The organism is Streptomyces sp. NPDC020362 (assembly GCF_040642095.1).
Lineage (GTDB): Bacteria > Actinomycetota > Actinomycetes > Streptomycetales > Streptomycetaceae > Streptomyces.
Genome location: NZ_JBFAET010000007.1, coordinates 102,274 through 123,662, shown reverse-complemented (window position 1 = coordinate 123,662; position 21,389 = coordinate 102,274). Strand labels below are relative to the sequence as shown.

Annotated in this window: 22 protein-coding genes and 1 tRNA gene; 5 read left to right on the top strand and 18 right to left on the bottom strand. The window is 69.9% G+C overall.

Annotation, left to right across the window (positions count from 1 at the left end):
- From AB0H32_RS05600 to AB0H32_RS05535, 14 genes are all read right to left on the bottom strand, one after another.
- A complete protein-coding gene (locus tag AB0H32_RS05600; protein WP_361114676.1) occupies positions 1-837 on the bottom strand; it encodes a hypothetical protein in 837 nt (278 codons plus the stop codon).
- Positions 821-1,705 (bottom strand): aldo/keto reductase, encoded by an 885-nt coding sequence (locus tag AB0H32_RS05595; protein ID WP_361114673.1) that lies wholly within the window; start codon positions 1,703-1,705, stop codon positions 821-823. Before AB0H32_RS05595 ends, AB0H32_RS05600 begins: the two co-directional genes overlap by 17 nt.
- Positions 1,702-2,871, bottom strand: a complete 1,170-nt coding sequence (locus AB0H32_RS05590) for a cupin domain-containing protein (protein ID WP_361114670.1) — start codon at positions 2,869-2,871, stop codon at positions 1,702-1,704. Before AB0H32_RS05590 ends, AB0H32_RS05595 begins: the two co-directional genes overlap by 4 nt.
- Before the next feature lie 15 nt (positions 2,872-2,886).
- Positions 2,887-3,021, bottom strand: coding sequence for a hypothetical protein (locus tag AB0H32_RS05585; RefSeq protein WP_263636687.1), 135 nt, complete (start codon positions 3,019-3,021; stop codon positions 2,887-2,889).
- Between the two features lie 176 nt (positions 3,022-3,197).
- Positions 3,198-3,521 (bottom strand): hypothetical protein, encoded by a 324-nt coding sequence (locus AB0H32_RS05580; RefSeq protein ID WP_361114666.1) that lies wholly within the window; start codon positions 3,519-3,521, stop codon positions 3,198-3,200.
- The gene (locus tag AB0H32_RS05575; protein ID WP_361114724.1) at positions 3,515-3,922 is read right to left on the bottom strand and encodes an ATP-binding protein; all 408 of its coding nucleotides are present in this window, start codon (positions 3,920-3,922) and stop codon (positions 3,515-3,517) included. The genes AB0H32_RS05580 and AB0H32_RS05575 overlap by 7 nt, the downstream gene beginning before the upstream one ends.
- Positions 3,923-4,093: 171 nt before the next feature.
- Entirely contained in the window at positions 4,094-4,942 is an 849-nt protein-coding gene (locus AB0H32_RS05570; protein WP_361114663.1) for a helix-turn-helix transcriptional regulator, read from the bottom strand.
- Positions 4,943-4,957: 15 nt separating this feature from the next.
- Complete coding sequence (locus AB0H32_RS05565) at positions 4,958-5,491, bottom strand: DUF6879 family protein (protein WP_361114660.1); 534 nt, start codon at positions 5,489-5,491, stop codon at positions 4,958-4,960.
- Positions 5,460-5,726, bottom strand: coding sequence for a hypothetical protein (locus AB0H32_RS05560; protein ID WP_361114657.1), 267 nt, complete (start codon positions 5,724-5,726; stop codon positions 5,460-5,462). The genes AB0H32_RS05565 and AB0H32_RS05560 overlap by 32 nt, the downstream gene beginning before the upstream one ends.
- Positions 5,727-5,889: 163 nt before the next feature.
- Positions 5,890-7,602, bottom strand: a complete 1,713-nt coding sequence (locus AB0H32_RS05555) for a mobilization protein (protein WP_361114653.1) — start codon at positions 7,600-7,602, stop codon at positions 5,890-5,892.
- Complete coding sequence (locus tag AB0H32_RS05550) at positions 7,599-8,159, bottom strand: MobC family plasmid mobilization relaxosome protein (protein ID WP_361114650.1); 561 nt, start codon at positions 8,157-8,159, stop codon at positions 7,599-7,601. The genes AB0H32_RS05555 and AB0H32_RS05550 overlap by 4 nt, the downstream gene beginning before the upstream one ends.
- 348 nt (positions 8,160-8,507) lie before the next feature.
- Positions 8,508-9,305 (bottom strand): DUF2637 domain-containing protein, encoded by a 798-nt coding sequence (locus tag AB0H32_RS05545; protein WP_361114647.1) that lies wholly within the window; start codon positions 9,303-9,305, stop codon positions 8,508-8,510.
- A gap of 484 nt (positions 9,306-9,789) precedes the next feature.
- Positions 9,790-11,052, bottom strand: a complete 1,263-nt coding sequence (locus AB0H32_RS05540; protein ID WP_361114644.1) for a DUF3631 domain-containing protein — start codon at positions 11,050-11,052, stop codon at positions 9,790-9,792.
- Positions 11,053-11,315: 263 nt separating this feature from the next.
- Positions 11,316-11,555 (bottom strand): hypothetical protein, encoded by a 240-nt coding sequence (locus AB0H32_RS05535; protein ID WP_361114721.1) that lies wholly within the window; start codon positions 11,553-11,555, stop codon positions 11,316-11,318.
- A 95-nt stretch (positions 11,556-11,650) separates the two neighbouring features.
- On the opposite strand from AB0H32_RS05535, the gene AB0H32_RS05530 reads away from it, so the two are divergent.
- Positions 11,651-12,337, top strand: a complete 687-nt coding sequence (locus AB0H32_RS05530) for a helix-turn-helix transcriptional regulator (RefSeq protein WP_361114641.1) — start codon at positions 11,651-11,653, stop codon at positions 12,335-12,337.
- Positions 12,334-14,007, top strand: coding sequence for a site-specific integrase (locus tag AB0H32_RS05525; protein WP_361114638.1), 1,674 nt, complete (start codon positions 12,334-12,336; stop codon positions 14,005-14,007). The genes AB0H32_RS05530 and AB0H32_RS05525 overlap by 4 nt, the downstream gene beginning before the upstream one ends.
- Positions 14,008-14,052: 45 nt before the next feature.
- On the opposite strand, the gene AB0H32_RS05520 is transcribed toward AB0H32_RS05525, so the two are convergent.
- Positions 14,053-14,126 (bottom strand) — tRNA-Thr (locus tag AB0H32_RS05520).
- Between the two features lie 307 nt (positions 14,127-14,433).
- Between AB0H32_RS05520 and ugpC the strand changes: the two genes are divergently transcribed.
- The 3 genes from ugpC (at position 14,434) to AB0H32_RS05505 (ending at position 17,055) form a co-directional block, all read left to right on the top strand.
- Positions 14,434-15,570 (top strand): sn-glycerol-3-phosphate ABC transporter ATP-binding protein UgpC, encoded by a 1,137-nt coding sequence (ugpC, locus tag AB0H32_RS05515; protein WP_361114635.1) that lies wholly within the window; start codon positions 14,434-14,436, stop codon positions 15,568-15,570.
- A 206-nt stretch (positions 15,571-15,776) separates the two neighbouring features.
- On the top strand, positions 15,777-16,238 hold the full coding sequence (locus AB0H32_RS05510; protein WP_361114632.1) for a hypothetical protein: 462 nt from the start codon (positions 15,777-15,779) through the stop codon (positions 16,236-16,238).
- 85 nt (positions 16,239-16,323) lie between these two features.
- Complete coding sequence (locus AB0H32_RS05505; protein WP_361114629.1) at positions 16,324-17,055, top strand: nucleotidyltransferase family protein; 732 nt, start codon at positions 16,324-16,326, stop codon at positions 17,053-17,055.
- A gap of 121 nt (positions 17,056-17,176) precedes the next feature.
- Here the strand turns inward: AB0H32_RS05505 and AB0H32_RS05500 are convergent, their stop codons facing one another.
- The 3 genes from AB0H32_RS05500 to cysS all read right to left on the bottom strand — a co-directional run bounded on the left by AB0H32_RS05500 (position 17,177) and on the right by cysS (position 21,381).
- Complete coding sequence (locus tag AB0H32_RS05500; protein WP_361114626.1) at positions 17,177-18,823, bottom strand: DoxX family membrane protein; 1,647 nt, start codon at positions 18,821-18,823, stop codon at positions 17,177-17,179.
- 123 nt (positions 18,824-18,946) lie between these two features.
- A complete protein-coding gene (rlmB, locus tag AB0H32_RS05495) occupies positions 18,947-19,888 on the bottom strand; it encodes a 23S rRNA (guanosine(2251)-2'-O)-methyltransferase RlmB (RefSeq protein ID WP_361114623.1) in 942 nt (313 codons plus the stop codon).
- A gap of 89 nt (positions 19,889-19,977) precedes the next feature.
- Entirely contained in the window at positions 19,978-21,381 is a 1,404-nt protein-coding gene (gene cysS, locus AB0H32_RS05490; protein WP_361114620.1) for a cysteine--tRNA ligase, read from the bottom strand.
- Between the last annotated feature and the right edge of the window lie 8 nt (positions 21,382-21,389).

The window sequence follows — 21,389 nt, the reverse complement described above, 5'->3', positions numbered from 1 at the left end:
TCAGGCCGTCCTCTCATATGTCGTCTCCAAGTACTCCTTCACCGGGCCCGCCAGCTCCCTATAGAACGGCGTACGGTCGGCTGCCTGAAGGATCTGGGCGCAGACAGTCAGTTCTGCCACGCGTGCGGCCCGGGTGTTGAGGATGTGGGAGAAGGTCTCGCGGACGCGGGCGGCCGTGACGGGGGTGTGGAGGGAGTAGAGGTAGAGCTGGGCGGCATCGAAGGCGACTGGGGCTCGCCCCCAGCCTTCCCAGTCGAGGATCGTGAGGTCCGGGCCCCCGAGATTCGACCAGTGGAAATCGCCGTGGGCGGTGGACCACTCGATCTGACCGACATCGCAGCCCGTGTATTCGGGAACCGCTCGGCGGATGTACTCCTCGCGTACGGCGATGCGTTCGGTGGGGGTTTCGGCAAGGTAGTCGAGTGCGTTCCGCAGCTTCGCCCACCATGCCTCGGGGAGGGCCGGGTCGTGTTCGAGGACCGGTGAGCGAGAGATGACGGTGGCGTCCGTGTGCTGATACAGCTCCGCCCGGTACGCCCAGCCAGCGTCCTGCCAGTCGTGGACTTCATGGAGGACAGGACGGGGGATCGCGGGAGGAAGCAGCTCCTGTGCGGTCTTCGGGCCGTCCCAGAGTTTTCCGTGTGCCTTGTCGGGGCGTTCCGCGACGACGCGGAGCCAGCCGGCGCCCTGCGCGCTGGTCACGGCGCCGGAGAGGGTCCGGCCGGCGTAGCCCCAGATGGGTTCCTCGGCAAGGTCGGTCAGCATGAGAGTGGCGCACGCAGAGGCCCTGGCGGCACGCATGCGCTGGGCGGTGGCGTCGTCAGGCGCCGAGAACATCGATCACCTCGTGCAGGGTCTTGTCCGGGAGCGGGGGCAAAGCAAGGACGTGCTGGGCGGCCTCCCAGTGTTGCGCGTTCCCGGACCCCAGGAGGACGTGATTCACCCCTGGGGTGGACGCGGTGACACGCAGGGCGGCCCCGGTCGGGGTGGTGCCTGGGTCGATGAGTTGGGCGAGTTCGTCCGTGACCATGGCCGGGAGCTCTCCGCCATGCAGGGGGGCGGAAATGAACGTGTCCACGTCGGCTGCGGTTGCCTCAGCCAGTGGGCCGGTGCCCTCCAGGGCCTGGACGACCGGGTTGAGCATGACCAGTGAGACGGGGAGCTGGATGGCGGACAGGTGATGGCCGGCGCCTCCACAGCTGGTGGCGATGTCGAGGAGGTCAGCGACGCTGAAGACACCGTCGAAGCCGGTCCAGGTGGCGACGCCGTAGCCTCCGATCCGCCCGGCATGGGCCTCGGCTTCGAGAGCGGTGAAGGCGCCGGTGATGGCGTCGTGAGGGCGGTCGGCTCGCTCGGGATTGTGAAGAAAGACGATGTCCGGCACACGGCCCAGTTCTGCCGCGTTGCAGCGACTCTGCCAAGCGACATACCTCTGGGTGAGGCAGTGGCCCGAAGCGGCTTCGGCCGACGTGAGGACTCCGGCGCGACAGGCGGCTGCCGCAATGTCGGAGGTGAAGAATCCGACCTTCGTCGACACACGCAGACCAGGGTTCCCAGCGAGCACGGGCTGGAGCCGGGCCTGGGCTCGGCCGTTGTGGTAGTTGGGGGCGGTGTCGATCCAGGACGCCCCGCAGGCGACCGCGGCGACGGCCGCCTGCGGGATGTCCCGGCACCGGTACGTTCCCAGTGCGAGGTCGGGGCTCACGGCTCGCTCACCGCCGCGACGTTTGCGTGGACCAGTTCCGTCACGAGCACGGCGACTTGTCCGACCGTGAGGCCGCTCGTTTCCGCGAGGAGCCCCAGCGGCACCGAGGCGCCGTCGAGGAGCGGGGACAGCACAGCGCGTACGGGCGGAGCGAACGTCCACTCTTCGCCGCCGGCGAGGAGCACGACCTGGTCCTGATCGTTCTCGGTGAGCTGAGCTCGGGCTGTGGTGAGCCGGACATGCAGGTCGTTGAGCGCCGGTACGGCGTCGAGGAAGGGCAGTGACGGCATGGGGCGGCCCGGTTCGATGCCGTCCCTGGCGGTGAGGAAGTCTGCGATCGCGCCGTCGTGGAGAGCGTCCGTGACTTCCTTGCGGAGGAGTTCGAGGTAGGCGGCCTGTTCCTGCGGCGGGGCGAAGACGGGCAGGTGCGCCCGTACGGTTTCCGAGGTCCGCAGCCGGTCCGAGAGCCAGCCCAGCAGATCGGCGCCGGTGGTTGTCTGGAGTCCGCACGTCAGGTGCAGGGAGCGGCCCTCGGTGGCCGCCACCGCGTGCCACCAGCCCCGGGGCAGGTACAGAATGTCGCCGGCACGCAGGACGATCTCTTCGACGGGCTCGTCTGCCGGAGGTTCCGGAACCTCGGTGTCACGGTGCAGCGGGTTGATCCGGGTCGGACCGTACAGACGCCACCGCTTGGCTCCTTCGAGCTGGACCACGATGACGTCGTGATCGTCCCAGTGGGTGCCAAAGCCCTCCGTCGCCGTCCAGGAGACGTACACGTTGATCTGGACACGGCCCCGGAAGACCGCTTCGAGGGCCTGTGCCAAGCGTTCGGCGGGCTGGTGGAGTTCATCCACGGCGTCCAGGACCAGTGAGGCACCGTCGCGGAGCTGGCCGTGCAGCCGCGATGGCTGGATGCGCTGCCACACCACGTTCCTGCGGGTAGGGACAGCGGTGGCGTAGCGCTGCCACGGGATGAGGTCCCCGTCGCGGTGGAGACGCAGGCGAGGCGGTTCCAGGCGGCCCCGGCCGATGACGGTGTTGAGGTCGTCCCACGTCAGGACGGACGAGAAGTCGGCGACGCTGCGCCAGATGCGGTAGGTGCGGCCGAAGGCCCCGGCGGGGAAGTCCCCACCGAGGCATTCGACCACCTTCGAGAAGGCGGTCACTTCTGCCGGCTCCGCTCAGTCGTTGGTGTCGGAGACACCGGTCGAGCCGCCGTCGGAGGGCTGCTCGGCACGGGAGCGGGCGGCGGCGATGGACTTCCGGGAGACGATCAGCCCGTCCTCGGCAGGCTCCATGACGACGTTCTCGGGCATCGTGCACTCCTGTTCTCTCGGCTTCCTCCCACTCAGCCAGAGCGAGAGGTCTTGGCCAGATCCGCTGTGCCGGGTGCAGCCAGCGGATTGGAGCGGCGCCCGCCCACCTGGTGAGACGAGGGGTCGCCGTACCGCCCGGGGCTGTCCTTCGGTACACCGGGCGGAGTCTGTGGGGGCTACAAGGAGGCCCGCAGGCCCTCCAGGACGAGCGAAATCAGCGCGGTGTCCAGCTCGGTGGCCTCGGCGGCGGCTCGCCCATCGGCGTGCCACTCAGCGAGTCGTTCGCGCCACGCGTCCTCGGCGCGCATGACTTCGGTGCGGATATCTGCCAGCGCCAGATCGGCTTCCGTGCGCAGCCGTACGAGGTCGGCGGGTGTCAGGCGCAGGGTGCGGACGGTGATCGCGCCCTCCGTGCGGCGCGGCACTGCCAGCTCCACACATCGCTCCGGATCGACAACGCCCGCCAGCTCGTCTTCGGCCAGCAGCCGCAAGGTCAGCATGCCGGCACCGCCAGCTCCGCCCAGACGGTCTTGCCCCAGCGCTTTCGGTCGTAGCCCCACCGGTATGACAGCGCGTCGATCAATACCAGGCCACGACCAGTCTCATCACCGCCGACGACCGGACCCATTTCCGGCAGGGCGTGGAATTTGTCGGTGACGCCGATCCGTACGAGATCGTTCGTGACGCGCCGAACGGACACCCGAATCAGACGGCACGGAGTGTGGCGGACTGCGTTGCCCACCAGCTCGGAGACGATCAGCGTGCCCACATCGGACATCTCGCCTATGCCCCAGGAGTTCAGCGCGGCCGACACGAGCCGCCGGGCGCGGCGGGCCGTCTCGGGCTCGCAGGGGAGGGTTTCGGTGTAACCGGCCGATCCGACTGTGGTGGGTCTCGTCATGACGCTCACGGGGTCGTCTCCTCGGGGCTGGGAACGTCCCGCTCGCAACGGGGGTACGAGCGGGACTCTCCTCCACTGCCGCCGAGAGGGGCCTGGCCTGCCCGGCGACGCCAACGACCGTACGCAGAGCCGGAGTTTTGCCTCAACGAAATTGCGGGGAATTGCGCAACGTCATCCGAGGGAGTCGATCGCCGCGTCGATCAAGGCGCGGGCGGCGTTGCCGTGGACGGCCATCTTCGTCAGCTCCCCGAACGCCTTGCGGTAGTCGGCAAGTTCGCGGGGTTGCACCACGTTGACCTCGGCTGTGAGGGTTTCCACGACGCTGCGCGAGCCGTCATGGAGGTAGAACGCCTCCAGCGGCCACATGGTCCGCTGGGCGGTGAAGGGGATGATGCCCAGGGAGACGGAAGGGAGCGGCATCACGGCCAGCAGATGCCTCAGCTGTCCCGCCATCGTCTCGGCGTCGCCCACGCGGTAGCGCAGGACGCACTCCTCCATGAGCACGATGAACCGGTGACCGCCCTCGTACAGGAACCGGCTCCGGGCGACGCGGGCCGCGACGGCCTCCGAGACGTCGTTGGGAGTTCCCTGGAAGTCGGTTATGGCCTCCATCAGGGCCGTGGCGTACGCGGGGGTCTGAAAGAAGCCGGGCACGACGTTGGAGACATACGCGCGTGTGACGCCGGTCTGCGCGTAGAGGTCGTAGAAGTGCTCCTGGGTCTTGCGCATGCCCATCCGGTGGCTCCTGCGCCACTCCACGTACATCGAGTCGACGGCGCGGGCCGTGGCGATCAGGTCGTCGGCCTGGTCGGCGGCGCCACAGGCCGTGCACCAGGCGCGGATGTCCACGTCGGTGGGCTGTACCTCGGCTTTTTGGATGCGGGTGGTTTTCGCGGGGTGCCAGCCGCACCGGGCGGAGAGTTCCTTCCCGGTGAGGCCGGCGTCCTTGCGAAGGTGCGTCAGGCGCACGGCGAGCGCTTCACGGGCGGCCTGAGCGCTGGACGAAGGGGAGGCGGGCATGGGGTGGAGCGGCGGTCAGACGGTGTACTTCTCGTGGTCGACGGCACGCTCCCACACGGCCTCGAAAGCGTCGGAGCACAGCTTGACCACGGCGGGGTCCTCGCTGAATTCCTTGGGTGGATCGGCCCAATCGCCGTCCCCGGTGAAGATGTTGAACTGCACCAGACGGTCGTCGAGCAGCCAGAAGTCGGCTCCCGGCAGGGCGATGTCCACGGCCCGACGACGGGGCAGCCAGCGCACCAGTTCACCTGCCTCGACGTTCAACGAGGTGGCGGCGTGCTCCCAGCGGATGTAGTCCGTCACGGGCTCGGAAACGATCCTGGCTCGACGCATCGCCACGCCACGGCCGACGGCCTCCCGCACCATGCCCAGCCAGTCAGGCCACCACCGCGCCGTCGGATCGAGATCGACGTGACCGGTGCGCTTGAACTGCTCGAACTCCTCTGCCTCGTCACCGACGCCGTACGCGTCGCGCATCTCCAGATGCACCGCGCTGCGGCGCGTACCGGCCAGCAGCTCAGCGAAGCTCGGCACGCCGCTCTGCGACATCGCACGCCTCCCTCAGAATCGGCACCATGCGGGCTGGAATGCGGATCACCGTCTCGTGGGCGGGGATCCCCACCGCGTGACCGGCGACCCACTCCGTACCGCTGACCAGTGCCTCCAGCGCTTCCTCGGCCTTGACGCCCTGGAGGACCAGGTCAGCCGTCTCCTTTTCCACCCACACCGTCGGCGACCCTTCGCCCCCGGTGTTGGGGTCGATCCCGATGAACTGTAGGTCCACGATGCCCTCCCAGATCAAGTCGGTTGCGCGTTCTTGCGTGCGACGCTTCCGAAGGGCGCGAGGGTCGTCAAGGGCACGGGGTCGGTTCGGTGTGACGTTGGCTTGAACGCACCGACTCTCAGTCGCAGAACCCGCGGGGCGCACGGCGAAACCCGCACGGCGCCTACCGGTGCTTTCGGTGCTGCTGTTCGGTGGGGGTCACCACCACCGAGAGCTGGGGGCTCCCGTTCTGCTGGGTGGGCATTGAGCCTCCGATGGTCGAGCGTCGGCGGGCGGCTTCGGCTCGGCGGTTGCGTGCCGGGTTTCGGCCGGTGTGCTGGATGCGGGTGATCAGGACGCGGGCGGGCTGACGGGCGGTGGTCAGCTCGCGCTGAGCAGCGGCTTCCGTGAGGAGCTGGTGGGGTTGGTGGCCGCGGGCTTCGGCGTCGGCGAGGACGGTGGCGAGCGCGGGCCAGGCCGGGTCGGTGAGGATCCGCTCGGCGTGGTCGGGGACTGCCGCTCGTACGTCGCTGGCCAGGACGCCCCACGCTTGTGCCCTGGGGGGCCGTGCCGCGAGGTCGGTGAGCGTCGGGGTGAGGGCGTGGTCGGCGGCGATCTGGAGATGCTGGACTGCCTGGCGGGCCGCTTCGGCCTGGTGGGCGTGGTTCTTCGCCTCGTGCCAGCGTCCGGCGACGATGGTGGCCCAGACGAGACCGGCGAGCAGGGCGGCGAGTGCGCTGCCGTCCGGGCCGGTGGCGGTGTACACGATGTCGCGGGCCGCGAGGCGCAGGGCTTGGGCGGCTCGGTCTTCGGCGCGGATCCGGGAGCGCTGGGCTCGGCTGAACGCCTTGGATGCAGCCTGGAGTTCGGCACGCAGGTTGTCGGGTGCCTTCTGGGCGGTGGCTTCGAGCAGTTCACCGAGGGCTGCGATGTGGGCCTGGGCGCGGGTGTCATCGGCGATGTCGCTGTGGAGGGTGTCGAGCGCGTCGGTGGCCTGGTGCCAGGGGGTGCTGGGGTGGTTGCGACGGGCGGTGGGATGCTCTTCGGGCCGGGTGGAGTCGAGGCGGGCCTTGATCTTGGGCAGGGAGAGGTCGGGGGCAATCTTGCCTCCGGGGTGGAAGATCTGTTCACCGTTCTCGTTGAGATCGCCGGGGCGGCCGACGGCGTAGCCGAGGAGGTCTCCTGACGGGCCGCGCCGGGCTTTGACCTCGATGCCGTCGGCTTCGAGGTAGGCGATGAATTCCTCGGCGCCTGTCACGTGCGGGATGGCGGCGCGGATGCGGTCCTGGAGCCACTCGAGGCTGGGCTGGTCCCAGTCGAGGCGTTCGGCCTTGTGCATCTCGCCCTGGGTGGGCCGGCGGGCTCCGGTGCGGTCGCCCTTCTTCAGCCGGCGCAGGCCGTAGTCCTTCTCGATCTCGCGGCATGCGTCGCCGACGCGCAGGCCACTGTCGTGGAGTTTGGGGCGGCGGCCGTCCTCGCGAACGGTGGTGGCGAGGATGTGGATGTGGTCGTCGGCGTGGCGTACGGCGATCCAGCGGCAGGCCAGGTCGTCACCGGCCGGGTCGATGCCGGCGGCTTCGACGATGCGCTGGGCTATCTCGCCCCACTCGGCGTCGGAGAGGTAGCGGTCCTCGGGTGCGGCGCGGACCGGGCAGTGCCAGACGTGGTCGGTGACCTTCTGACCGAACTCGCTGTTGCGCAGCCGGACGGGTTCATCGAGGTGACGGGCGAGTTCGGTGAGGGTGGCGTTCTCGTGGCGGCCCGGGTCGGGCATGCCCAGCATGGCGAATCCGGCCACGATGTGCGGGTCGAGGTGCTCGTCGTGGCGGCCGGGGCCGTAGAGGTAGGCGAGCAGGCCGCGGGTGTTGGCTCCGGCCGGTTTGATGGCGGCGATCACGCGGACGCCTCCGTTTCCGGGTCGGCGGGCTGGCGCAGGGCTTCGGCGATCAGCTCCAGCAGGTCCTGGAGTTCGGTCAGGCGCTGGCGGATGTCGGGCGGAGTGAGGTCGCTATTGAGGGCGCGGGCGATCTGGTTGACGTTGACGCCGATGCGGTTGAGCTGGCGCAGGACCTGGGCGCGGAAGTGATGGGTTCGGCGGCGGTCCTCAGACAGGGGCAGGTTGGCGGTGAACCGGCCGCTGATGAATGCGAGGACGATGTCGGCAGCGAAGCCGGATTCGCCCTTGTAGCCGTGCTCGGTGGCAGCTCCCTGGAGCAGGAGGTGCTCGTCGCCGGTGAACCGCAGTGGGCCGACGCGTACGGTCCGCTTGGTGCCGGTGAAACGGCGGATCGCCGGCTGGACGCTCTGCACGGCTCGCTCCTCAGCGGCCGGCACGGTGGCGGGTGCGGCGAGAAGGATCTGACGCTGGACGGTGTGGAGCGTGTCCGGTTCGGGGTCGCCCTCGGTCCCGAGCCTCCGGTCCTGCGCCCCCTGGCGCTGGGCCCTCTCCGCCACCCCCGGGGCGGAGATCCCCGAAGACCGGCCTTGAGTCGGACTCGGGGTACTACTGGCTCCGCCAGGGGCAGCCCGTCCGAACGCACGGCGCAGACGGCTCATCAGCGTAGGGGACTTCGCCTGAGCCAGCATCTCGTCGAGTGTGTGGTCGGGGCGGTGCTGGTCGTGCGTCACGGGCAGTTCTCCGGAAGGGGCGGGAAGAGCAGGCAGGTTGCTGGTGCGGGGCTGACCGAGTGCTGGTGGCCAGTGCGTCATCCACAGGTGTGGATGAGCGGGCGGCGAGTGAGACGGGTGGCCCGATTGGCCGGGGTGACCGGAAGGATTCCGGTCACCCCGTAGGGATTCCGGTCAGCCGCTGTCCGGACCGGTCTCGGCGGCGGCTTCGATCTCGGGCCAGAGGGTGGTCATCACGTCGGTCTGTCGTTCGCTGCTGATCGTCAGCCCCTTGGCCTTGACGGCCTTTCGGAGCAGTGACCGGGTGAGCGTGCCGTGCTCGGCGAGGGCCATCCGGCCGATCTCCACGAGTTCCTCAAGCGTGGCGCCGGGCGGACGGCCACCACGCGGCCTGCTCTCCGTAACCTCGAACGGTGGGTTCGTCGGCTGGCCGGGCACGTCGGTCGGCGACACGGGCTGGGCGGGCTCGGCCGGTTCCTCGGCGAGCGTGACGGGGGCGGTGACCGGTGGTTCCTGCGCCTGGACCGGCGCGGGTTCCGAATGGCCCGCAGGCTGGTCGACGAGCTGGTGGATCCGCCGCATCAGGACACCGAAGGCCAGCAGGGCTGCGGTCGGGGGGACCGCGGCGACCACGTAGTCGAGCAGCGGCACAGCGCCCGCGCTGCCCGTGCCGTTGACCCCGGCCACGTTGAGCGCGATGGAGCCGACCGATCCGGTGGCCGTAAGGGCGATCGCCCACCTGTCGGTCACCCTGCGCAGGCCCGCACGGAGCATGAGCAGTTCACCCGCGACGATGAAGGCGTCCAGGGTCGCCGGCCAAGCCCAGCGGCGGGTCGGAGAGCTGCGCAGCCCGTGCTGTCCGGCGACCTCGGCGAGGTGTGCGTACGACAGCCAGAACCCGCTGATGGTGAGGGCGACGATGACAACTCCGGCCGCACCGAGCGTGTACCGCTCGATGTCCTTCTTCGTCATCGACAGCCGTCCTCCGTCGGGTCGGTGCCCCCGACGGGTGGCTGTGGGGGTCGGGGTGGTGAGGGTCAAGCGGGGTGCTCCTGGGTGTTGGCGGTGTGATCCGTCTTGCCGTCTTGGCCGTTGCAAGCGCAGGTCAGGACCTGTACGGCAGGGGCATGGATGTGCCGTACCGGCGGCGTTCGGGCTCTTCCCGCGTGCGCGGAGGCGGCCTGACGGCGGGCGATCGGCCGAGCGCTTCTCGGCGTGCCCCTGCCGGTCAGGACGGCACTGCTCCATGGCGCCGTCCCGACCGGCAGGGCTTTGACCTGCGGTGATACGGCGAGGACGCGTGGGACGGCACAAGACGGATCCGCGCGGCGTCCTCACGGCAGCAGCGATCGATGATCGAGTTGCCGTCTTGTCCCCGGTTGCCGTCTTGCCTGCATGCCGTTTGACCTGCGGGCTCACGGCAGGGACGGCAGGGACGCCCACCGGGGGGCGGGGCTCAGTCTGCGGCGGGGGCGACAGGCTCGGCGTCCACGGGGTGGACAGTGGGGCAGTAGCGCCGCCAGGCGTCGAGGAACTTGTTGCGCATGTAGCCCTTGCGCTGGGTTCCGTCGGCGAGGCGGACGTTGCCTGGCCTGATGTCGAACGGCCGCAGCATGTCCGACAGGTTGCGGGACGTCAGCCCGTGGCGTCCCCATTCCGCCCACGGGCTCTCGGTGTTCTGCAGCAGATGGTGCAGCAGCTCCTCCGTGGAGAGGCTGTCGACCTCCCGTTGGGCAAAGAAGATCCGGCGGATGTCGGCGAGGATCCGTGCCCCGCCGGGCTGCTCCTCCTCGACCTCGACCTCGGAGGTGACCATCCGTGCGCACGCCTCGCGGGCGCGACGGGGCCAGGGTCCGGCGGCGAGGTCGGCGACGATGACCAGTGGCTCCCAGGTGTCGGCGGCCCGGTCCTCCACCGGCATCTCCGGCTCCAGGTCCGCCGCCTCGTCCAGCAGCGGGCGGGCCCAGGCGGCGATCCGGTCGCGTACGTCGTGCAGGGCCGGAGTGTCGCGGCGGGAGCGGAACGGCTTAACGCGCTCGCCCTCCGCCCGGCGGCGCATACGGATGACCACCGACCGATCCATGATCGTGTCGGGCAGGTCACCGATCCCGGCAAGGGCCGCCATGGCGAAGGTGGCGAACCGGTGCGGGGTGTGGTCGTTGCCGACCACCCGCGTGACATAGCGGTTGCGTTGGTGGCCGGCGTTGAGCAGGCCGCGCATCTCCTCGTTCTTCTCGGCCATCTTCGGCGTGCCGAAGATGGTGTCCGCCTCGTCCACCAGGAGCGTGGGCGGCTCCTCGGTGATCGACCGGAACACCGCAGCCGGTGTGGTGTTGATGGTGAGCATCGGCTCGTGGACCGTCTCGGTGAGCACGTCCAGCAGCCGCGACTTGCCGCACCGCTTCGCCGGCCCCACCACCGCCAGACGCGGCGCGTGCTGCCAGGCCGGCTGCAGATGCGTGGCTGCCACCCACAGCGTCACCGCATCCAGCGCCTCCGGCGAGGGCAGGATCACGAACTTCGCTATCTGCTCACGTAGTTCGTCCAGCAGCGCCGAGCCGACGGTCGGCTCCGGATCCGGTGCCGGAGTCTCCACCGCCTCGCCCTGCGCAGTCGGCTCGGGTTCGCCCTGGCCGGACTTGCCCGGCACCGCGACCGGCGGCCATGCGCTGGCATGAGGTACGGGAGTGGAATAGGGCGCGGGGCTCTCAGGTTGCACCAGGTGGCTCCTCTTCTGCGCCGCCGGGCATGCAGGCCCAGCGGCGCGGATCGTTCGTTGGATGCGGGCGACGGGGATTCCCGAGCCTCCGGCGTTGCCGCGCCGGAGCCTCGCTGCGTTCGGACACTGAACGCGCGCTGTGTCCCGAGTCGGGACTCTCGCTCGGTTCCCCGAGGGAACACGGACAGTACGTCCGGCCCCTGCAACAGTCCAGCCTTTCTGTGTCAGCTCAGCGCAGAACCGTCTGCTACGCTCCCGCCCCTTCATGCCGCCAACCCGAGCAGCTCCAGCAGATCAGCGGTCACCACCCGGTAGGCATTGCCCAGCCGCAGCACCTTGCACGGGTAGGCGCCCCGCTTCGCCAACTCATAGCCCTTGCTCCGGCCGAGGCCGAGCGCTCGGTTGCTCGTGTCCAGGTCAACCGCCACCGGAAGAGAAAGTACCTCCTCCCGGCTCATCCCCTTCGAGCCCTTCGAGTCTTTGGTCATCACGTCGTCGCGCATGCAATGCGCCCCTTCCATGCAGCCCTCGGCGAACGCGGTCATCACATCCGTCTCCGGGCGTCTACCAACCAGGATGACCAAGCTAATGTGTCTTCATGACACAACACAGTTTCGATGATGGACGAGACGAGGACGACGTCCCGGAGTGGGCGGACCGGATCAAGGCAAACGTGGCCGGCGAGGTGCGGCGCAGAAGGAAGGAGATGGGATGGAGTGCGCAGGAGTTGGCGGACCGGTGCGAGCAGCTCGGGCATCCCATCCCGCGCAATGTGATCGCCAACATGGAGTCCGGCCGGCGGGCCAACCTCCCCCTTGTGGACGTCATGGTCCTGGCCGCCGCGCTGGAGACGTACCCGGTCTGCCTGATCTTCCCGGTCGGCTACGTCGAGCAGACCCAGGAACTGCCGTTCCAGCACCTCGTGCCCACTTGGGATGCCCTACGGCGCTTCACCGGGGAAGAGGACGTGCCCGGCTACGACGCGGGCCTGGTCCCCGACTTCGAACTTCACGCCAGCCTCGTCCGTACCGCTCTCGCCGCGCTCGAAGAGGAAGAACAGGCACGGTTCGCGGCCAAGACGGCCACCAGCCGCGCCGAGAAGGAAGAAGCCGAACGCCAGCAGGCCAAGTACACCGACCAGGCCATCTCCGCCAAGTACAGACTCCGTCACCTCCGCCGCGACCTCCGCGAGGACGGAGCCACCCCACCTGATCTGCCACCCGCCCTGGGCGACGTCGACCCACCCGAACCTGAAACCGACACCACCCCGGAGGAACGCCTTTGAAGGGCTCCACCCACCGCCGCTGCTACTGCCGAGACCCCAAGACGGGCAAGCCGCTGGGCAAGAACTGCCCCAAGCTCTCCAGCCGCAAGCACGGCTCGTACTCCATACGCCAGGAGCTCCCGCCCCGCGAAGACGGCACCCGCCGCTCCTTCAGCCGCGCCGGCTACGAGTCCCTGAAGGCCGCCCAGGCCGACCTCGACCACGTCCGCGCCCTGATCGGCCTCGCCGACGCCGACGACACGGAGGGTCTGGCACAGATCGCCGAGCTGCTGGAGAAGGTGGCCGACGAGAAGGCCCCGCTCCCGAACGTCGAGGAGACTCGGCGACGCCTCAGCCACGGTCTGGACCTGACCAGCCGACTCGCCCTCGGCGAGTGGCTGGACATGTGGCTGGCGGGCAAGAAGGGGCGGCCGAGTGCCATCAGCCGTGACGAGAGCAACATCCGCGTCCACCTCAAGCCACGGATCGGGCACATCCGGCTTGACCGCCTCCGCGTCAGCCACCTGTCGGAGATGTTCGAGGCCATCGCCGAGGCCAACGTGGAGATCGCCGAGGCAAATGCGGCCCGCCGTACGGCGATCGAGGACCTTGCGCGGATTCCCTGGAAGGGGCGCGAGCACCGCGCTCGCCGCAAGGTTCTGAAGGCCGCCATCGCCGAGATGGAGCCCTTCCGCCGTATGGTCACCCCAGCCACACGCCAGCGCATCCGCTCCACGCTGCGGGCCGCGCTGAACGCCGCGATCGCCCAGCAGCTCATCACGTTCAACCCGGCGGCCCACGTCCCGATGGAAGCGGGCAAACGCCCGAAGGCGCTGGTGTGGACCGAGGAGCGCATCCTCCACTGGAAGCGCACCGGCGAGAGGCCATCGCCCGTTATGGTCTGGACGCCGGAGCACACCGGCCTCTTCCTCGACCATGTCGCGGAGGACCGCCTGTACGCGCTGTGGCACCTGATCGCCTTCCGCGGGCTGCGTCGGGGCGAGGCGTGCGGGCAGAGGTGGACCGACACGCACCTCGACGACGGCCGTATCACCGTCGCCAAGCAGCTCGTCGTGAGCGGCTGGGAGGTGTACGAGGACGATCCCAAGACCGACGCAGGCGCCCGCACCATCGCGCTCGACTCCGACACGGTCCGAGCCCTCACACGGCACCGCGTCCAGCAGGACAAGGACCGCGAGGAATGGGAGAGCGCCTGGGTGGAGACCGGCCGCGTCTTCACCAAGGAGAACGGCGAGATGCTCCACCCCGCCAACGTCACGCGCCGGTTCATCGAGCTGTACGAGGAGATCGGCCTCCCGCCGATCCGACTGCACGACCTGCGGCACGGCGCGGCGACCCTCGCTCACGCGGCCGGGGCCGACCTGAAGGACATCCAGGAGATGCTCGGCCACTCCTCGATCGCCATCACGGCGGACACGTACACGAGCTTGCTTCCTGAGGCCGACCTCGCCATCGCCGAGGCCGCCGCCCGCCTCGTACCACGTGCTCACCGGACAGGTGATGCCGAGAAGGCCGAAGCCGAGCCAGAGGTCGCCGATGGCGTGAAATCCGGCGCCGAAGGCGTGCCGACGGATGCCGGGGAATCCGCAGCCCAGCTGGGCCCTGGTGACGCATCCGCTCACGCACCGCTCACGCAAACGGCCCCGGACGCGGAGTCCGAGGCCGAATAGAGCGTCTCGCCTGGGATAAACCCCAGGTCAGAGCTGGTTTTTCAGAGCCCCCTGTCGGATTCGAACCGACGACCTTCGCTTTACAAGAGCGGCGCTCTGACCAGCTGAGCTAAGGAGGCATCGCGTACTTGAACGCCGTACGCGAAAGGCGGCTCCACTGTACACAGAGCGCCTTTCCCCGAGCCACGAAGTTCCGCACTCCGCCGGTCCGAAAACTGAGCGTGACCGTCCGTGCACACATGCGCCGAGCGGCGCCCCACCCCCCGGTCGAAAATTTCCGCGAAGTTCACAGGGCTCCGGGTACTGACATACGAGGTGAACGCCAGGTACCGTCCTGAACCAGTTCACTGGTGTGGACTACACCAACCACCTTCCTACAACGGATCGTCCGGCACGTTCCTGCCGGTAGAAGGGGGCCCATTCACCATGGCCACTGTCACGTTCGACAAGGCGACCCGGATCTACCCGGGTTCCACCAAGCCCGCCGTCGACCAGCTCGACATCGCGATCGAGGACGGCGAGTTCCTCGTCCTGGTCGGCCCGTCGGGTTGCGGAAAGTCCACCTCGCTGCGGATGCTCGCGGGCCTGGAGGACGTCAACGGCGGCGCCATCCGCATCGGTGACCGCGACGTCACGCACCTGCCGCCGAAGGACCGGGACATCGCCATGGTGTTCCAGAACTACGCGCTCTACCCGCACATGACGGTCGCCGACAACATGGGCTTCGCGCTCAAGATCGCCGGCGTCAACAAGGCGGAGATCCGGCAGAAGGTCGAGGAGGCCGCGAAGATCCTCGACCTCACCGAGTACCTGGACCGCAAGCCGAAGGCCCTCTCCGGCGGTCAGCGCCAGCGTGTCGCGATGGGCCGTGCCATCGTGCGTGAGCCCCAGGTCTTCCTCATGGACGAGCCGCTGTCCAACCTGGACGCCAAGCTCCGTGTGTCGACGCGTACGCAGATCGCGTCCCTGCAGCGCCGCCTCGGCATCACCACCGTCTACGTCACCCACGACCAGGTCGAGGCCATGACGATGGGCGACCGCGTGGCCGTGCTCAAGGACGGCCTGCTCCAGCAGGTCGACTCGCCGCGGAACATGTACGACAAGCCCGCGAACCTCTTCGTCGCCGGCTTCATCGGCTCCCCCGCCATGAACCTGGTCGAGGTCCCGATCACCGACGGCGGCGTGAAGTTCGGCAACAGCGTCGTCCCGGTCAACCGGGAGGCCCTGGCGGCCGCCGCCGACAGGGGTGACCGCACGGTGACCGTCGGTGTCCGTCCCGAGCACTTCGACGTGGTCGAGCTGGGCGGGGGTGCCGCCGGCTCCCTGTCCAAGGAAAGCGAGGACGCCCCGGCCGGTCTCGCCGTCTCCGTGAACGTGGTCGAGGAGCTGGGCGCCGACGGCTACGTCTACGGCACCGCCGAGGTCGGCGGCGAGGTGAAGGACCTGGTCGTCCGCGTCAACGGCCGCCAGGTGCCGGAGAAGGGCTCCACCCTGCACGTCGTCCCGCGGCCGGGCGAGAACCACGTGTTCTCGACCTCCACGGGCGAGCGTCTCTCCGACTGACGACCTGACCAGCGCGCATGCGCCGAGGTTGACGAAAAGGGCCCCGCGGACCGCCGCGGGGCCCTTTTGCTGCCGACACATACCCCGGCACAGCGATCATTTCGGGCGACACACGTCAACCCCCTACCCAGAAAGAGACGTATCTTCATCCCCCATAAGGGTGACTAAATGTCGCCAAATCATCACCGGGCGCTACCCTCACTCGCGTGAAGCACTCCACCAACCCTCAGACACGACGCGGCCATCGGGGCGGCCCTGCCCGCCGTATCGGCCGCACTCTCGCCCTCGTCCTGCCCGTCGTCCTGGTGCTCTCCGGAACCCTCGCGGTCACCCGGGTCAACTGGACGGGGAGCCCTTCCAGCTCGGTGCTCACCGCCTCGGACGTCTCCTCGGCGGAGGTCTCCTCCAAGGCGGCCTCCCGTGCCCCGCAGGACGTGCTCCGCGATCAGCTGATGACCGAGCTGCAGGACCGGAACCCGGGGGTGGTCCTCACCCACCTCCAGCAGGCGATCAACGGGCGCCCGTCGCTGGCAAAGCACTGCTCCTCCATCGCCCGCGCCCTGGGCCAGGCCGCGGTGCGCATCTACGGCGCCTCGCGCGCCCAGTCCTACGCCCGCCCGGTCTGCGACACGGCCTTCGCCTCGGGCGTGCTGACCGCGCACAGCTAAGCGCGGGTTGGGAAGTAGGTAACGGCTCCTTAAGGAGCCTGTTGCGGTCGGAATCCCGGCCGGGGCGCCACGTACAGTTCGGGGCATGACCCATCCGAACGCCGCGTTGCGCCCCACGCAAGCCGTTGTCCTGGCCGGTGGCCAGGGCTCACGGCTGCGTCCCTACACCGACGACCGGCCCAAGCCGATGGTCGAGATCCCCGGCACGGGAACTCCGATCATCGGCCACCAGTTGGCCTGGCTCGCCGAAGAGGGCGTGACGGACGTGGTGGTCTCCTGTGGCCATCTCGCCGAGGTCCTGCAGAAGTGGCTGGACTCGGCCGACCTGCCCGTGTCCGTCAGCACCGTCGTGGAGACGGAGCCCCTCGGCCGCGGTGGCGGCCTCAGGTACGCCGCCGCTCATCTCCCGCACCCCGACCGGCCCTGGTACGCCACCAACGGCGACATCTGGACCCGCTTCTCCCTGCGGGACATGGCCGACTTCCACACCGAGCGGGATGCCATCGCCACGCTGGCGCTGGCCCGGCCCCGGATTCCCTGGGGTGCGGTGAAGACCGACGGGTTCGGGCACATCACCGACTTCATCGAGGCGCCGCCGTCCACGTTCGAGATCAACGCCGGCGTGTACGTGTTCTCGCCCGAGTTCGCCTCGCTGCTGCCCGAGCGGGGGGACCACGAGCGGACCACGTTCCCCCGGCTGGCCCGGGAGCGGAAGCTGGCGGGGTTCCCCCTTCCGCAGGGGGCCTACTGGCGGGCCATCGACACGGCGAAGGATCTGACCGAGGCGGCCAAGGAGCTGGCGGCTCTGGGACGGTAGCCGGGTGCGGGTGCGTGGGGGATGTCGCGCAGTTCCACGCGCCCCTGAGCCGGTACACCCTCCGTTTCGCCAAAGGGCCCCGTACCTTTCGTGGTACGGGGCCCTTTGGCGTCTTGCCCGGTCAGCCCAGCAGACCGCCCACCAGACCCGGCTGCCCCGAGGAGGTGGAGCCGCCGCTCGAGGTACTGCCGGCGGTGCTGGTCGGGCCCGCCGTCGTGCTGGGGGCGCCGCCGCCCGTCGGGGCGGACTGGCGGGGCGGGACCTGGCCCACGGTGCCCTGGGTCTGGCTGGGCGTCGTGGTGGTGGCGCCGACGGTGCGGCTCGCACCCGGGGTCGTGGCCGCCTTGGAGGGGCTTGCGCCGGCGGTGGCACCGCCCGTGGGCGAGCTGGAGGCCGACGGGGTGCCGCTGTGCCGCCTGCCGGGCTGGTGGGGCAGCGGCGAGCCCGGCTGGTTGTTGCGGGGGGCCTCGCCGGGACCGGGGACGACCACCCGGCTGGAGTCGCGCACGGCGCCGCCCAGCAGGGAGCCGACGAGCAGGGTGAGGCCGACGGTGACGGCCGTGATGAGGGCACCGCGGCGCAGCACGTAGCGGCGCAGTTCCCAGATGTCGGAGCGGGGGCCGAGGGTGCGCCAGGCACCGGCGGCGAGGCGGCCGTCGACGGAGTACACGGGGGCGCCGGCGATGATCAGCGGGGACCAGGCGGCCAGGTAGATGATGTCGGGGGCGTCGTAGGCGGGGACCGTCTGCCAGCTGACGGTGACGATGAGGGCGGCGGAGAGCAGGGCGCCGACGACCGCGGCGACGCGCTGCCAGCAGCCGAGGACCGTCAGGACGCCGACGACGACCTGGAGGAAGGCGATGACCAGGCCGGAGCCGACCGGGTGGTGCAGGGCGAGCTGGCGCAGCGGCTCGGCGACGTCCCAGGGGTGCAGGGTGTTGAGCCACTTGACCATGGAGCCGCGCTTGCCGCCGTCGAAGTAGACGGGGTCGCACAGCTTGCCCATGCCGGCGTAGATGGAGATGAAGCCGAGGAAGACGCGCAGGGGGAGGAGGACCACGCCGAGGTTGAGCCGGCGGCCCGGGTAGTAGGCGTGCCGTGCGGGGTCGTCGCCGTGCCGGGCCGCGGTGCGCTCGCGGGTCTCCTCGGCGGGATCGTCGTCGTCGAGGTCCTCGTAGTCGTCGTACAGCTCGAACTCGTCGCCCGTGTAGGCCGGTTCGCCGTAGGTGTCGGCGCCCGTGCGCATGTGGGGCAGGAGCCGGGTGCCGTCGTCGGAGGCGGTGCGCTGGTGGCCGACGACGGGGGTCTCGACGGTCTGGTCGTGGTCGCCGTAGCCACCGCCGTAGCCACCGCCGTAGCCGGGCTCGACGCGTGGGATGACCTGGGTGGCGCCGGCTTCGGCGGGCTCGTCGGCGTGGCGGACGCTGCTGCCCCGTACGGCCTGCAGGAGGCGGTGGGCGCCGGTGTCGTCGGGGGCGGACTTGCCGCTCCACACGACGGGGCGGCGGCGGCCGGGCGCCGCGGCTGCGGCCCGGGCCGCCGTGCCCACGACCGGGATGCGGGCGGTGTCCTGGGTGGCGCTCAGGTGGCGGGCGATCCGCGGGGACCGGCTGCGTTTCGCCGTCGCGCCCAGCTGCACGCGGAAGCTGGCGTGATTGACGATGACCTGCGCCGGATCGCTCGGCACCTTCACCATGCTCAGCGCGGGAGCGTCGTCGTATCCCGACGAGCGGTCCCCCGTGGGTGTGCGGGGTGTTCTGGTGTCCACACGTACCTAACCGAGCGACGTGGTGTTTGGACACTGCTTCGACCGGGCGGATGTGTCCGGACCCCGTCAAAGCAGCACAGAGCGCCGGAATTACCCCGCACGGGTGAGGTCACGGACGCGTGTTCAGGCCCGTCGGCGCGCCGCCTCGTACAGGACGATGCCGGCCGCCACACCTGCGTTCAGCGACTCCGCACCGCCCGGCATCGGGATGCGCACCCGCAGGTCGCACGTCTCGCCGACCAGACGGGACAGGCCCTTGCCCTCGCTGCCGACCACGATGACGACGGGGCCCTGCAGGGCCTCCAGCTCGCCGAGTTCGGCCTCCCCGTCGGCGGCCAGGCCGACGACCGTGAGGCCGGCCTTCTTGTACGCCTCCAGGGCCCGGGTCAGGTTGGTGGCGCGGGCGACCGGGGTACGGGCGGCGGTGCCGGCGGAGGTCTTCCAGGCACCGGCGGTCATGCCGGCCGAGCGGCGCTCGGGGACGACGACGCCATGGCCGCCGAAGGCCGAGACGGAGCGGACGACCGCGCCGAGGTTGCGCGGGTCGGTGACCCCGTCGAGCGCGACGATCAGCGGGTCCGCACCCTCGTCGTAGGCGGCCCCGGTGAGGTCCTCCGGGTGCGCGTACTCGTACGGCGGGACCTGCAGGACCAGGCCCTGGTGGTTCAGGCCGTTCGTCATGCGGTCCAGCTCGGGGCGCGGGGCCTCCATGAGGTTGATGCCGCCGCGCTCGGCGGCGAGCTGGAGAGCCTCGCGCACGCGCTCGTCGTTGTCGATGAACTGCTGGACGTAGAGGGTGTTCGCGGGCACGCCCTCGCGCAGCGCCTCGATCACCGGGTTACGGCCGACGACCAGCTCGGAGGACGACTTGCCGCCCCGGCCCCTGGGCACCGGGCGGCGCACGGCCTGCTTGGCCTTGGCGTTGGCGATGCGGTTCTTCTTGTGACCCTTGCGCATCTCGGCGGGCGGGGTCGGCCCCTTGCCCTCCAAGCCCTTGCGTCGCTGGCCGCCACTGCCGACCTGCGCGCCCTTCTTGCCGGACATGCGGCGGTTGTTCGCGGCCATGACCTACCTGTCTTCGTGAGCTGTCGTACGTACGTCTTATGCAGTGTGCCGCCCGGAGGGCCGGGCGGCACAATCGATCAAGCGGGCAGCTAGCGCGGACCGAGGGTCCAGCGCGGTCCCTGCGGGCTGTCCTCGACGACCAGCCCGGCCTGGCCCAGCTGGTCACGGATGGCGTCGGCGGTGGCCCAGTCCTTGCGGGCGCGGGCGGACTCGCGCTGGTCGAGGACGAGGCGTACGAGGCTGTCGACCACGCCGTGCAGGTCCTCGCCGCCGTCGGCGCCCGCGCCCGCCCAGAACTCGTCGAGCGGGTCGAGGCCGAGGACGCCGAGCATGGCCCGCACCTCGGCGAGCCGGGCGACGGCGGCCTCCTTGTCGTCGGCGGCCAGGGCGCTGTTGCCCTGCCGGACGGTGGTGTGCACGACGGCGAGCGCCTGCGGGACGCCCAGGTCGTCGTCCATCGCCTCGGCGAAGGCGGGCGGCACCTCGGCCGCCGGCTCGACGACTCCCCCGGCCTTCTCCATCACGCGCTGCACGAAGCCCTCGATCCGGGCGAACGCCGACTCGGCCTCGCGCAGTGCCTCCTCGCTGTACTCGATCATCGAGCGGTAGTGCGGGGTGCCGAGGTAGTAGCGCAGCACGATGGGGCGCCACACCTTGACCATCTCGGAGACGAGGACGCTGTTGCCGAGCGACTTCGACATCTTCTCGCCGCTCATGGTGACCCAGGCGTTGTGCACCCAGTACTCGGCGAAGTGGTCGCCGAACGCCTTGGCCTGGGCGATCTCGTTCTCGTGGTGCGGGAAGATCAGGTCGAGGCCGCCGCCGTGGATGTCGAAGGCAGTGCCCAGGTACTTGTGCGCCATCGCGGAGCACTCCAGGTGCCAGCCCGGCCGGCCGCGTCCCCACGGCGTCTCCCAGCTGGGCTCGCCCGGCTTCACGGCCTTCCACAGCGCGAAGTCGCGCTGGTCCCGCTTGCCGGTCTCGCCCTCGCCCTCGGGCTGGCGGAGGTTGTCCAGCTCCTGGTTGGAGAGCTGGAGGTACTCCGGGAAGGAGCGCACGTCGAAGTAGACGTTGCCGTCGGCCGCGTAGGCGTGCCCGCGCTCGATGAGCCCGCGCATCATCTCGATCATCTCGGGGACGTGCCCGGTGGCCCGCGGCTCGTACGTCGGGGGCAGGCAGCCGAGCGCGGTGTAACCGTCGTCGAACGCGCGCTCGTTCGCGTACCCGATGGCCCACCAGGGGCGGCCCTGCTCGGCGGCCTTGGCGATGATCTTGTCGTCGATGTCGGTGACGTTCCGGATGAACGTCACCTCGTAGCCGCGGTGGTCGAACCAGCGACGCATGATGTCGAAGTTGAGACCGGAGCGGATGTGCCCGATGTGGGGTGCGGCCTGCACGGTGGCGCCACACAGGTAGATCGAGACACAACCCGGCTTGATCGGGGCGAAGTCACGGATCTGCCGGGCACTGGTGTCGTACAGGCGAATGGTCACCACTCCAG

What these genes read in the sequence shown, in the direction of transcription:
- AB0H32_RS05570 (WP_361114663.1), bottom strand. Translation starts at nt 4,942, where the DNA reads ATGCCCGCCTCCCCTTCGTCCAGCGCTCAGGCCGCCCGTGAAGCGCTC.
- AB0H32_RS05505 (WP_361114629.1), top strand. Translation starts at nt 16,324, where the DNA reads ATGACCCATCCGAACGCCGCGTTGCGCCCCACGCAAGCCGTTGTCCTG.
- AB0H32_RS05575 (WP_361114724.1), bottom strand. Translation starts at nt 3,922, where the DNA reads ATGACGAGACCCACCACAGTCGGATCGGCCGGTTACACCGAAACCCTC.
- AB0H32_RS05535 (WP_361114721.1), bottom strand. Translation starts at nt 11,555, where the DNA reads ATGCGCGACGACGTGATGACCAAAGACTCGAAGGGCTCGAAGGGGATG.
- rlmB (WP_361114623.1), bottom strand. Translation starts at nt 19,888, where the DNA reads ATGGCCGCGAACAACCGCCGCATGTCCGGCAAGAAGGGCGCGCAGGTC.
- ugpC (WP_361114635.1), top strand. Translation starts at nt 14,434, where the DNA reads ATGGCCACTGTCACGTTCGACAAGGCGACCCGGATCTACCCGGGTTCC.
- AB0H32_RS05545 (WP_361114647.1), bottom strand. Translation starts at nt 9,305, where the DNA reads ATGACGAAGAAGGACATCGAGCGGTACACGCTCGGTGCGGCCGGAGTT.
- AB0H32_RS05530 (WP_361114641.1), top strand. Translation starts at nt 11,651, where the DNA reads ATGACACAACACAGTTTCGATGATGGACGAGACGAGGACGACGTCCCG.
- AB0H32_RS05580 (WP_361114666.1), bottom strand. Translation starts at nt 3,521, where the DNA reads ATGCTGACCTTGCGGCTGCTGGCCGAAGACGAGCTGGCGGGCGTTGTC.
- AB0H32_RS05565 (WP_361114660.1), bottom strand. Translation starts at nt 5,491, where the DNA reads ATGTCGCAGAGCGGCGTGCCGAGCTTCGCTGAGCTGCTGGCCGGTACG.
- AB0H32_RS05585 (WP_263636687.1), bottom strand. Translation starts at nt 3,021, where the DNA reads ATGCCCGAGAACGTCGTCATGGAGCCTGCCGAGGACGGGCTGATCGTC.
- AB0H32_RS05600 (WP_361114676.1), bottom strand. Translation starts at nt 837, where the DNA reads ATGTTCTCGGCGCCTGACGACGCCACCGCCCAGCGCATGCGTGCCGCC.